The organism is Streptococcus sp. HMSC072G04 (assembly GCF_001813295.1).
Lineage (GTDB): Bacteria > Bacillota > Bacilli > Lactobacillales > Streptococcaceae > Streptococcus.
Window position 1 is genome coordinate 168,688 of the sequence record NZ_KV812027.1, and the last position, 10,554, is coordinate 179,241.

Sequence of the window (10,554 nt, forward strand, 5' to 3'; positions counted from 1 at the left end):
TTGAGAGGCTAGGACTTTTGTCCCAGCCTCTGTTTTTCCATTATTCATCTCCTACATGATAGTAGATCGAGCCTTGTTCCCCAAAACTAGCGATACCAACACCAGACCATAAGCGGTTTTTAGAGGCATCTGATGTATCCTTAAAGACGACCTGTCCTTGATCATCGACTTGATCACCAATGGTCACTCCCGCAGGAATATACTCCAACAAGAAGCCTCCATCACGACCACCATAAATGCCTTCTGAGGCGGTTCCATAATCCGTCAAAGAAGCTCCATAGTCCTCTAACTCTTGTGAGACCAACCCTTTGTCGTTAAAGACCAGCTTGTTTCCTTTATCATCTTGCCAGACCCCAGCAATACTGCTGTAATCTCCATTAGCAATAGCCTCAAGATCCATTTTCTTCACTTCTTTTTTCTCTTCTTTTTTTTCTTTCTCCTTCACTTCCGAACTAGAAGCATCCGTCTTTTTGACTTCAGAAGAGGTTGTCGTTTGACTAGAAGAAGCCGGTGATTTTTTACTCGCACTCTGCTGCGAACAAGCCACCAATAAGACCACACTGAGAAGACTCACAAGAATTGCACCAACTTTTTTCATTTAAAATTCCCCATACATTTTTTAATTTAAAGCCCTTTCATTGTAACGTATTTTCAAGCATTTGACAAGTTTCACTCTCCATTTTTAATCAAAAAGAGACCGGGATAATCAGTCCTAGTCTCTCTTTTAATACAGCTCTTAATGAGCCAGCATTTCCTGTGCCACTTCTAAACCAGATAAGTTGGAAGGATAATACGTTGGCCAATTTTCTAACTCATCATAAAGCGCTTCTTGACTCTTTCCTCCATGGAAAATGTGGAAGTGAGCTGCCTTTACCGGAGTAATTTCATGGTCACTAAATTGAACATATTTGAAGTCTCCCGCATCGCTCTCCTTCGCTTCAAATAGATAACGAACACCACGATTTCCCTTCTTATAAGTCAAAATGTGCTTACCTACGTATTTATAGGTATATTTCTTAGAAGATCCTTTTTGATAAAACTCCATTGAATCCTTATCAATCTTAATCCGATCAATATCTGTTTGGTAACCCTTGGTATAATATTCCTTATACTCAGCAGCCGTCATAGTTGGATTTAATTTTGCCTTATAATCAAAGACCTGATCCAACGTTCCATCTTGCAAGTATGGATAAACTGATTTCCAATCACCCGCATAATTTTCCAAGCTACGATCCTTCACTTGACTATCCTCGAAATAGCCCTTTTGAACTGTCTTAGAATCTTCCTCATGTTCCGGTTGAATATCCTTACCAGCTTGTGACGTTGTTTTCTCTAGCGCCTTCAGATTCTCCTTCATAACAGACACGTAGTCTTCGCCATCTTTCATTTCTTGATCCGTCAAGCTTTCCAAAGGATTTAAGATAGCCAATTCAACACCAGCTTCAGAAGACAAGGTTTTCGCCAAGGACTTAGAAGCATTTTCCTCAAAATAAATGACCTTGATCTCATTTTTCTTGATATACTCTGTCAATTCACGCAATCGTGCAGCAGAAGGCTCACTATCAGGTGAAATCCCTGAAATGGCCACCTGGTTTAAGCCATAATCCAAGGCCAAGTAACGGAAAGCCGCGTGTTGGGTCACGAAATTCTTTTGTTTCGCATCTTTCAACCCATCCTGATAAGCTTGATCCAAGGCCTGTAATTTCTTTAGATAGGCTTGGGCATTTTTCTCAAACGTCTTTTTCTTATCTGGATAAGCTGCCACCAATTGATCGCGAATTGACTCTACCATCTTCATGGCACGATGTGGAGAGAGCCAAAGGTGAGGATCATATTCATGATGGTGTTCTTCGCCCCCTTCGTGTTCATGTTCCTCTTCCAATCCAGGAAGCAAGACCATGCCCTTGGTAGCATCGATCACTTTGGTCTTCTTATCCTTCATTGATTTCAAAAGATTTGGAACCCACGTTTCCATGTTTTCATTCTCATAGACGAAAACATCCGAATCTTGAATCATAGCCCGCCCCTTAGCAGACAATTCATATTCATGAGGCTCTGATCCCGCTCCAATGAGCAGGTCTACCGTTCCTTCATCTCCGACAATATTTTTTGTAAAATCATAAACAGGATAAAAAGTGGTCATCACTTTTAATTTCCCATTTTGACTCTGACTTTTGCCACAAGCTGTCAAAACAAGGGTCAAAGCCACTAACAATAACCAACCAAATTTTTTAACGTTCATATCTATTTCCTCAAACGTGATCCAAGATTCACAAGCAAGAACAGTGCCACAAATAAAAGCGTGATGCTGGCACTCGCTGGTGTATCTGCAATATAAGACAAAATCAAGCCACTAAACATCCCGATAAAACCAATGATGACCGCAATCAGCATGACCCCACGGAAGTTCTTCCCTAATTTCAGCGCAATACTAGCCGGTAAGACCATGATGGTTGAAACCAATAACGATCCTGCTGCAGGAATCATTAAGGCGATAGCAACCCCCGTTACCACATTAAATAAGATGGACATGGTCCGGACCGGAAGGCCATCTACAAAGGCCGTATCTTCATCAAAGGTCAAAATATACATAGGACGCAAGAATAAGGCCGTCAGCACTAATACAACGAAAGCAATCACAAACAAGGCGATCACCTGTTCATCCGTAATGGTTAGGGTAGAACCAAACAAATACTGATCCAAGCTCATCGAGCTCTTTCCACCACCACGCATTAGCACTAAAGCTAGGGCAAGACCAGTGGACATTAAAATTGCCGTCCCGATCTCCATAAAGTCCTTAAATAAGGTCCGCAAATACTCAAGAAAAACCGCAGCTATAATGACAATGATCATAGTCGAGAGCGTCGGAGAGATCCCAAGGAAAAGTCCAAAAGCGACACCTGCAAGAGAGACGTGACTTAGCGTATCACTCATCAGACTCTGCCGTCTTAAAATCAAGAAAATCCCTAATACAGGAGAAAAAAGACTCATGGCAACCATAGCCAACAAGGCCCGTTGCATAAAATCATACTGGAATAAATCAAGCATGGTCACCCTCCCCTTCTGTATCATGGACGTTAAAACATCTCCAAGGAGAGCTCTGGTCGCGAACCAAATGAATATTCCGATCCGCAAATTGGTTAACCTCTTCAGGATCATGCGTAATCATCAAAACAGATTTTTGATGGTGATGCGCACTGTGATGCATTAACTCATAAAAATCACTCTTTGTTGTTGCATCCATCCCTGTCGTCGGTTCATCTAAAACAAAGATATCCGGATCTGAAGCAAACATCCTAGCAATGACGGCCCGCTGTTTCTGACCACCAGACAAAGAACCAATCGCCCGATCCTTGAACTCCAGCATTCCAACAGATTCTAAACTCTTCAGAATATGTTTTTCATCGTGCTCATTCAACTTTCGAAACCAGCCTTTACGAGGATACCGACCTGACTTCACAAATTCATAGACCGTACTTGGAAATCCAGCATTAAAACTAGCAATCTGTTGTGGCAAATAAGCAATCCTTAACTTCTTTCCCTTAACATTCGTCTTTGAAATCTCAACTGTCCCGACCTTGGGCTGTAAAATGCCAAGACTAGCCTTAATCAAGGTTGACTTAGCAGCTCCATTCTCACCAGTCAGCGTAACAAACTCTCCACTATCTAAGTAGTAATTGATCCCTTCCAGAACCGGTTCTCGATCATAATAGAACGATAAATTTGAAACCGTAATATACCTCAAACTATAACTCCTCTTCCAATAAATCTAAAAACCGCGAAATGACCCCTTGCTCATTCTTAGTAAACTTCGACAAAACATCCTCATAAGTGTGAAGGGTATGCTGATGGTGGTGCTGATGCTCTAATGCAATCGGCTTACCAATTTCAGTTAAGCGATAATAGAGAACCCTAGCATCATTCTCATCGCGATAAGTCTCTAACATCCCCTGGCTTAATAAGGGCTTCACGGCCTTCGTGATAGCCGCCTGACTGACATTCAATTTCTTAGCTAAGACAGAATTGGTTAGAGCTTCATCAGCAACCAGCATCAAAATATGTTCCTGAGTGTTGGTTAATGAAACACCACTTGTACAAGAACCAACTAAAATCTCATGCTGATTTTCTGATAACAATAAAATAGAATTTAAAAATCGATCGATTTTATTTGCAACTTCAGACAAAATTAACTCCTTCTAATTCACCAAAAGAAACTTTACCGGTTAATTATATCATAAAAAAGAAAAAAATAAAACAAAAAAAGGAGTAAAACTCCTTTATAATCTATACCGGCGGCCGGGGTCGAACCGGCACGTCCTTGCGGACACTGGATTTTGAGTTCCATAACTCCATTATTTAAATCTTACAACCCTGATTTAATAGGGTTTTAAGCCTTTTGAATCTTGCAAAATAGACTCATTTTTCAAATTTTAGTAACTTTTTGGTAACACTCCATACCTTATCGTTCTAAGAGCATCATCAGAGAATAGACGATATGTCCCAACAGGTTATATTCATCCAGAGGTATTCAAGACACTTGTACGATTAACAGTTAATGTAATCATTTTATTTTCTCCTTTAATTAGGGTAAGTGTTTTTTATTATTTTAACAAAAATAACTCTTTAGCCCAAGAATTTGATAATTCATTTTCTAACAAAACTTTTTTTTTTAAATTTATCTTATGATATACTAAACTTATCAGCTATTGGTTCTGAAAAAGTGTCTGCCACAGTTTTACTACAAATTCTCATGACTTGTGCCAAGATTTATAAAAAACGGATAGCTATAATAGCTCTTAGAGCAAAAACATGACATATAGGAGGTTAAAGACATGTCATACTTTTATCTTTTTATCGCCATTGTAGGAGAGATATTGGGAACTAACCTTTTGAAATTATCAGACGGTTTTACAAAGCCTATTCCAACCGTTTCTGCCCTACTTAGCTATGGCGTTTGTTTCTATTTCCTCTCACTAGCAATGCAAAAAATTCCTTTAGGAATAGCTTATGCAACATGGTCAGCTGTCGGTTTAGTTTTGACAGCCTCTATCGCAGTAATGATTTTCAAAGAAACACTAAATGTTTATAGCATTATCGGTTTAATTTTGATTATCATTGGTGTTGTCATGGTTAACTTATTAGGAAATGCAGGACATTAATAAAACCGGCTCTATACTATTTGTAGTGGGTAAATCCCCTATGGATATTATGGAGCCTATTTTGTTGTAGAAAAAAAGTTCCATAAGAACTATAATGAAAAGCTAGAATTCTGTCAATATTTTGGACACATTTTGGGAGGGAATTTTGAAGACTAGCGTCCTCCTAATTTTCCCAATAAGTTTTAACTTCTTCAAAAATCTTATTCAAAAGTTCTGCATCTTTTTCTGACAACTGATTTTTTTCTATAACTCTATCTTTTAGTTCTGTTGCCTTTATTTTATTTCTTGCCACCGAAACTGCTATTGAATGTTTCAAAATATCAAACTCATCCTTTGAAAAGTTTGCAATATTGGTAAGATCTAATTGTTCTAGAGGTAAACTACTGATAATTGAATAAGGTTTTTGTCCCAGCAAATAATCTGTAGTAGTCCCAAAGATATTTGCTAATTTCACAACGAATTCTAATCCTGGTTCTAACGTTCCATTCTCCCACCGAGAATATGTCCCTTGTTGAACTCCAATTAATTCCGATATTTGTACTTGAGTTAACTTTTTTGATTTTCTGAGAGTTTTTAACCTCTCTGAAAATTTATAATCCTCTGTATACATAATTCTCCTATAGATATTCTTATTCGTATATTTTAGCTTGACAAAATATTCTAAACGGTATAAAATAGAATTATTCCATAAGGAATATTTATTTTGAGATTGAATATTCCATTGAGAATATTATAGCATAAAAGGAGGTAAAAGCGTATGTAACTAGTAGTCGATTTAAAAAATTTTAATAAAGGAGGTAGGATTCGACAAAATAAAAAATCTTGAAACAAATGTGCCGTTCGTTCCAAGATCAAAACATATTATGTAACAATTATACCACAGAAAACTCTTCAGTTGCACAAGAAAATTTCGGAGGTTTCACAAAAAGATGACCAATAAAGAGTTAGTCAATCAAATTTCTGGCCTAAACTCTACCTCTACTCTTAAAAATTGGATTCAACTGATTAAAGAGATAAGTGGCAAGGAATTTAAGAAAATTAAAGTTCCTATCAGTAGAAATCCCAGAACTCATCAATTAAGTTATACAGTTGCCTATGATTTTACAGACGAAGACCTTAGACAATTTCAAAAGTTAGCTAAACTAAAACTTGAAATAGGTCTAAAAGAGGCTATACAAGCCGTATTTGGGAGTCTAGCAGACAATGAACATGAATCCCTAAACCAAGTAATAGATGAGCTCTACGATGAACTGAGCGCCTTAAAACAGGAATTTAAGCGAGAAATGCGACCGATAAAAATTGAGAATTCCAACCTAAAAAAGAAAATCCAAGATATTGAAGAGTCGATGCAAACCGGCTTACTAGGGTTTGTTAACAAGAGGTCAAAAAATAGGTTCGGCTAATAGCGAGTTTTCGGCTGAGCCATGAGGCAGAAAGCCGAAAATGAGCGTAGATGCGGACGGACCATTTTTGACCGATAGGGTGTGTAGTAACACCACCCTCTGCAAGTTAGGTGTACCATCGAAAAAATTCAGTATTACCAAGGGTTTTGGAGATTTTAAGGGTGGCAAAATTAGGCAAAAAGTTGAATCAAAATCTATGGCAAAAAATGAGCATTTACGTTCTGTATTTGACTGGATTCAAATTCAGTTTGATAAGACTGAATTTTCGCCAAAAGAAATAATCGAAGATATCCTATTTCTTGACTTTGACCTATTTATTGAGAATAAGGGGAGCCTTAAATACTATAACTATGATAGCCAGCTTCATTATGGGAATATCCGTATCTACTATGGATCGAAAGAGTCGTCCTACATGCTTGTCATGTCAGGACAGGCACTAGAGTTCTATAGAGATATGGTATTAGATCCAAATAGTCTCTCCGAAAGACAGTTTCTGAACAACCTCTACTACAATTACATTCATTTTTCAGTAAGACGAATTGATATTGCAATAGATGATTTTAATGAAACACCCTATTTCACTCCTAATCAACTTCTAAAGATTTGTCAGAAGAAACGCTTTCTATATGGAAAAAGCACCTACTACAATACCTACGGAGATGAAACGATCGGTCAGACCTTATATTTAAGAAAACCCAATGATGATGAAAGACTTAGAATTTACGATAAGCGCTTAGAACAAGCTGAAAAGCTCGGGATCAGCAAGCGGTATATAGAAAATTGGATAAGAACTGAGTTAGAACTTAGGAAAGCAAAAGCTCACTACTTCATTCAAGAATGGTTGCATTCAGAAATAGATCTTCTTAACTTTACCAAGGGATACCTCAAAGAAAAAGTGAGGTTCTATAGTGATAGTCACTTCTCAAAACCTTTGAGATCTTGGGAAAAGTTTTTAGGTCACTCAAAACCTGTCTCTATCATTATTTCAAAACCAAAGACAGAACTAGAACAAAAATTAGAATGGTTTACCTATAAAGGTTCTGGAGCTATTCTAAAAGCGTATAAATTTCTATACGACAATAACTTACTGCATGAGTATGAGAAATCTAACTATCTCGCACTCAACAATATGGAATATCCACCAGATTTAGCAAGTGGATTAATAGAAAGGGCAATTCTCTTTAAAAGAGAAGATTTAATCCCTACAATCAAAGAAAATATCAAAAGGAGAAATTAAATATGGCAAAAATGCTCTCACAAAATGACTGGAATTTCAATAACATTGGAACAAAATTTGAATTGGATGAAGTCATTCCAAAATTTGAAACGGAAGTCCGAGCAGATGCAAACGGAGAAATTATCAAAAACCGAGATGGTAGCGAAAGACGTTTTAATACCGATAAAATCATTGGTTGGAAATACAATGTAACGATCAAGGATGGACAATTCAAAAAGAAATCAACCCAAGTCTCAGTAGACAATCCAGAAGCTTTAGTCGATAATGACTATATCCAAGCAATGGATCAAGTACCAGTTACATTTGACAATTTACAAGCTACTATGATTAGTTCAACGATGTATTACAAGGCGGATGCTATCCATTTAGTAGATGTAAAACAAAAATAAGTATAAGACAAGGGGAGTTAATCCTCCCCGTACTTAATCTAATTAGAAAAGGAGAGCACATGATTAAAACTGTAACAAAAGATGACCTTATCGAACTTGGATTTGCTCCAGGAACTGCAAGAAAGATTATCCATACTGGCAAATTACTATTAGTGAATCGTGGTTTTAATATCTACGATAACAAACGGATTGGTACAATTCCAGCCAGTGTCGCTGAAGAACTACTAGGAATTGAACTCCAGAAAGAAGCATAATGAATGACTATTCGTAAAACTAAAAGTGGTAAATGGACTGTTGATGTTTCTAACGGTTTCCACCCAGTCACACAAAAAAGAATACGTATTATTCGTAAAGGATTAAAATCTAAAAAGGAAGCCCTAGAACTTGAACAACATATTAGAGTTGTAGAATTAAAAGAAAAACAATTTGACTTTGTAGTAACAACGGATATGTTATTCGACTTACTTGAAGAAGATGATTTGAAAAATGGCAGAAAAGTAAGCTACACAAGTACACAAAGAAATAATTATGAGCGTCATATTAAGCCATATTTTAAAAATACAAATTTAAATAAATTAACGTATGACCATATATTCGAATTTCGTGAATACCTAAAAACAAAACCTAAAAAACAAAATGAAAATGAAGTTTTAAGCTATAATACAATTAATAAGGTTCTGATTCTACTTAAAAAAATTTTTGATACTGGTATAAGAAAATCACTCATTGATAAAAATCCAGTTAAGAATCTGAGAAAATTACCAATTAGGAAGCCTGATATTAAATTTTGGAGTATAGAAGAATTCACGAGATTTAGAGGACTTATTCGAGATGATGAAATAAGTTATGACCTGTTTTTCGTAATTGCTTTCTTTACTGGAATGAGAATGGGAGAAATCCTCGCATTGAACTGGAATGATATAAATCTTTTAACAAATACGATTTACGTTACCAAAACGGTATACTTTGTTAATAATACAAGCTACATTAATACAACAAAAACACGATCAGGAACTAGAAATATAACAATAAATCAGAAATTAGCAGAAATGCTAATAGATTGGAAAGTAAAACAAAAAGAAAAACTTGAGGAATTTACGAAAAATACTGAAGAACTTCAAATAATACAGAGTACACCAATATCAATTACAAAAAATATGATTGATAAGAAGTTTAAGCAAATACTAGAAAGGGATAAAGATTTAAAGAAAATAAGAATTCATGATTTAAGACACTCTCATGCATCATTACTTATAAATCAAGGAGAAGATTATCTTGTTGTCAAAGAAAGATTAGGACACGCATCTATTACAACAACAATTGATACTTATTCTCATTTGTACCCTAGCAAACAGAAAACATTGGCTAATAAACTTGATGATTTATTTTAAAATGGAAAAAATTGGTAACTCAACAAAAACAGAGAAAAAAAGACAAGGTCCGAAAACCTTGTCTTTTTTACTATACCGGCGGCCGGGGTCGAACCGGCACGTCCTTGCGGACACTGGATTTTGAGTCCAGCGCGTCTGCCAATTCCGCCACGCCGGCATAAATTTAACTGGGGTAGCTGGATTCGAACCAACGCATGAGGGAGTCAAAGTCCCTTGCCTTACCGCTTGGCTATACCCCAATAATAATATTAATAAATAGGCGAGTGATGGGGATCGAACCCACGCATGCCAGAGCCACAATCTGGTGTGTTAACCACTTCACCACACCCGCCATAATTATTAACACGGGCAGTAGGAATTGAACCCACACTGAAGGTTTTGGAGACCTTAGTTCTACCTTTAAACTATGCCCGTAAAGCATGGAAGGGGAGGGATTCGAACCCCCGAACCCGAAGGAGCGGATTTACAGTCCGCCGCGTTTAGCCTCTTCGCTACCCTTCCTGATTATTGAATTGATGGCGCGAGACGGAATCGAACCGCCGACACATGGAGCTTCAATCCATTGCTCTACCAACTGAGCTACCGAGCCAAATTGCGGGAGCAGGATTTGAACCTACGACCTTCGGGTTATGAGCCCGACGAGCTACCGAGCTGCTCCATCCCGCGTTAATATTAAGGAGGATGTGGGATTCGAACCCACGCACGCTTTTACACGCCTGACGGTTTTCAAGACCGTTCCCTTCAGCCGGACTTGGGTAATCCTCCAAGATAACAATGGACCTTGTAGGACTTGAACCTACGACCACTCGGTTATGAGCCGAGAGCTCTAACCAGCTGAGCTAAAGGTCCAACAAGATCAACAATATAGCGGCGAAGGGGATCGAACCCCCGACCTCCCGGGTATGAACCGGACGCTCTAGCCAGCTGAGCTACACCGCCATAATATCGGGAAGACAGGATTCGAACCTGCGACAC

12 protein-coding genes and 10 tRNA genes are annotated in these 10,554 nt (G+C 37.7%); 6 read left to right on the plus strand and 16 right to left on the minus strand.

The window, feature by feature from the left end:
* Nucleotides 1–40: 40 nt before the first annotated feature.
* The 5 genes from HMPREF2904_RS06545 to HMPREF2904_RS06565 all read right to left on the minus strand — a co-directional run bounded on the left by HMPREF2904_RS06545 (nucleotide 41) and on the right by HMPREF2904_RS06565 (nucleotide 4,184).
* Nucleotides 41–598, minus strand: a complete 558-nt coding sequence (locus HMPREF2904_RS06545; protein ID WP_070661185.1) for a DUF6287 domain-containing protein — start codon at nucleotides 596–598, stop codon at nucleotides 41–43.
* Nucleotides 599–736: 138 nt separating this feature from the next.
* Nucleotides 737–2,242, minus strand: coding sequence for a zinc ABC transporter substrate-binding protein AdcA (locus tag HMPREF2904_RS06550; RefSeq protein WP_070661186.1), 1,506 nt, complete (start codon nucleotides 2,240–2,242; stop codon nucleotides 737–739).
* A 2-nt stretch (nucleotides 2,243–2,244) separates the two neighbouring features.
* Entirely contained in the window at nucleotides 2,245–3,048 is an 804-nt protein-coding gene (locus tag HMPREF2904_RS06555; protein ID WP_003009676.1) for a metal ABC transporter permease, read from the minus strand.
* Nucleotides 3,041–3,745 (minus strand): metal ABC transporter ATP-binding protein, encoded by a 705-nt coding sequence (locus HMPREF2904_RS06560; protein WP_003013743.1) that lies wholly within the window; start codon nucleotides 3,743–3,745, stop codon nucleotides 3,041–3,043. Before HMPREF2904_RS06560 ends, HMPREF2904_RS06555 begins: the two co-directional genes overlap by 8 nt.
* 1 nt (nucleotide 3,746) lies before the next feature.
* Complete coding sequence (locus tag HMPREF2904_RS06565; protein ID WP_003004547.1) at nucleotides 3,747–4,184, minus strand: zinc-dependent MarR family transcriptional regulator; 438 nt, start codon at nucleotides 4,182–4,184, stop codon at nucleotides 3,747–3,749.
* 648 nt (nucleotides 4,185–4,832) lie between these two features.
* On the opposite strand from HMPREF2904_RS06565, the gene HMPREF2904_RS06570 reads away from it, so the two are divergent.
* On the plus strand, nucleotides 4,833–5,159 hold the full coding sequence (locus HMPREF2904_RS06570) for a DMT family transporter (protein ID WP_009732038.1): 327 nt from the start codon (nucleotides 4,833–4,835) through the stop codon (nucleotides 5,157–5,159).
* A 163-nt stretch (nucleotides 5,160–5,322) separates the two neighbouring features.
* On the opposite strand, the gene HMPREF2904_RS06575 is transcribed toward HMPREF2904_RS06570, so the two are convergent.
* Nucleotides 5,323–5,769 carry a helix-turn-helix transcriptional regulator gene (locus HMPREF2904_RS06575; RefSeq protein WP_000287814.1) on the minus strand — a complete coding sequence of 149 codons (447 nt, stop codon included), beginning with the start codon at nucleotides 5,767–5,769 and terminating at the stop codon, nucleotides 5,323–5,325.
* 319 nt (nucleotides 5,770–6,088) lie between these two features.
* Here HMPREF2904_RS06575 and HMPREF2904_RS06580 point away from each other — a divergent pair, with 319 nt between their 5' ends.
* The 5 genes from HMPREF2904_RS06580 to HMPREF2904_RS06600 are packed head-to-tail and all read left to right on the plus strand — an operon-like array spanning nucleotide 6,089 to nucleotide 9,579.
* Nucleotides 6,089–6,562 carry a hypothetical protein gene (locus tag HMPREF2904_RS06580; protein WP_070661189.1) on the plus strand — a complete coding sequence of 158 codons (474 nt, stop codon included), beginning with the start codon at nucleotides 6,089–6,091 and terminating at the stop codon, nucleotides 6,560–6,562.
* Between the two features lie 40 nt (nucleotides 6,563–6,602).
* Nucleotides 6,603–7,799, plus strand: coding sequence for a replication initiation factor domain-containing protein (locus tag HMPREF2904_RS06585; RefSeq protein ID WP_004182182.1), 1,197 nt, complete (start codon nucleotides 6,603–6,605; stop codon nucleotides 7,797–7,799).
* A 2-nt stretch (nucleotides 7,800–7,801) separates the two neighbouring features.
* Nucleotides 7,802–8,188, plus strand: coding sequence for a hypothetical protein (locus HMPREF2904_RS06590; protein ID WP_001096844.1), 387 nt, complete (start codon nucleotides 7,802–7,804; stop codon nucleotides 8,186–8,188).
* A 59-nt stretch (nucleotides 8,189–8,247) separates the two neighbouring features.
* A complete protein-coding gene (locus HMPREF2904_RS06595; protein ID WP_000598356.1) occupies nucleotides 8,248–8,442 on the plus strand; it encodes a DUF3173 domain-containing protein in 195 nt (64 codons plus the stop codon).
* 3 nt (nucleotides 8,443–8,445) lie between these two features.
* Complete coding sequence (locus tag HMPREF2904_RS06600) at nucleotides 8,446–9,579, plus strand: tyrosine-type recombinase/integrase (RefSeq protein WP_004182166.1); 1,134 nt, start codon at nucleotides 8,446–8,448, stop codon at nucleotides 9,577–9,579.
* A 73-nt stretch (nucleotides 9,580–9,652) separates the two neighbouring features.
* On the opposite strand, the gene HMPREF2904_RS06605 is transcribed toward HMPREF2904_RS06600, so the two are convergent.
* From HMPREF2904_RS06605 to HMPREF2904_RS06650, 10 genes are all read right to left on the minus strand, one after another.
* Nucleotides 9,653–9,736, minus strand: a tRNA-Leu gene (locus HMPREF2904_RS06605).
* A gap of 10 nt (nucleotides 9,737–9,746) precedes the next feature.
* Nucleotides 9,747–9,818, minus strand: a tRNA-Gln gene (locus HMPREF2904_RS06610).
* Nucleotides 9,819–9,837: 19 nt separating this feature from the next.
* Nucleotides 9,838–9,910: transfer RNA gene (locus HMPREF2904_RS06615), tRNA-His, on the minus strand.
* A 12-nt stretch (nucleotides 9,911–9,922) separates the two neighbouring features.
* A tRNA-Trp gene (locus HMPREF2904_RS06620) sits at nucleotides 9,923–9,993 on the minus strand.
* Between the two features lie 6 nt (nucleotides 9,994–9,999).
* Nucleotides 10,000–10,080, minus strand: a tRNA-Tyr gene (locus HMPREF2904_RS06625).
* 15 nt (nucleotides 10,081–10,095) lie between these two features.
* Nucleotides 10,096–10,168 (minus strand) — tRNA-Phe (locus tag HMPREF2904_RS06630).
* A 3-nt stretch (nucleotides 10,169–10,171) separates the two neighbouring features.
* Nucleotides 10,172–10,245: transfer RNA gene (locus tag HMPREF2904_RS06635), tRNA-Met, on the minus strand.
* A gap of 9 nt (nucleotides 10,246–10,254) precedes the next feature.
* Nucleotides 10,255–10,344 (minus strand) — tRNA-Ser (locus tag HMPREF2904_RS06640).
* 10 nt (nucleotides 10,345–10,354) lie between these two features.
* A tRNA-Ile gene (locus HMPREF2904_RS06645) sits at nucleotides 10,355–10,428 on the minus strand.
* A 16-nt stretch (nucleotides 10,429–10,444) separates the two neighbouring features.
* A tRNA-Met gene (locus HMPREF2904_RS06650) sits at nucleotides 10,445–10,518 on the minus strand.
* Nucleotides 10,519–10,554: the final 36 nt, after the last annotated feature.

Coding starts and splice junctions, on each gene's coding strand:
- HMPREF2904_RS06595 (WP_000598356.1), top strand. CDS start 8,248: ATGATTAAAACTGTAACAAAAGATGACCTTATCGAACTTGGATTTGCT.
- HMPREF2904_RS06585 (WP_004182182.1), top strand. CDS start 6,603: ATGAGCGTAGATGCGGACGGACCATTTTTGACCGATAGGGTGTGTAGT.
- HMPREF2904_RS06580 (WP_070661189.1), top strand. CDS start 6,089: ATGACCAATAAAGAGTTAGTCAATCAAATTTCTGGCCTAAACTCTACC.
- HMPREF2904_RS06555 (WP_003009676.1), bottom strand. CDS start 3,048: ATGCTTGATTTATTCCAGTATGATTTTATGCAACGGGCCTTGTTGGCT.
- HMPREF2904_RS06575 (WP_000287814.1), bottom strand. CDS start 5,769: ATGTATACAGAGGATTATAAATTTTCAGAGAGGTTAAAAACTCTCAGA.
- HMPREF2904_RS06550 (WP_070661186.1), bottom strand. CDS start 2,242: ATGAACGTTAAAAAATTTGGTTGGTTATTGTTAGTGGCTTTGACCCTT.
- HMPREF2904_RS06590 (WP_001096844.1), top strand. CDS start 7,802: ATGGCAAAAATGCTCTCACAAAATGACTGGAATTTCAATAACATTGGA.
- HMPREF2904_RS06545 (WP_070661185.1), bottom strand. CDS start 598: ATGAAAAAAGTTGGTGCAATTCTTGTGAGTCTTCTCAGTGTGGTCTTA.
- HMPREF2904_RS06570 (WP_009732038.1), top strand. CDS start 4,833: ATGTCATACTTTTATCTTTTTATCGCCATTGTAGGAGAGATATTGGGA.
- HMPREF2904_RS06600 (WP_004182166.1), top strand. CDS start 8,446: ATGACTATTCGTAAAACTAAAAGTGGTAAATGGACTGTTGATGTTTCT.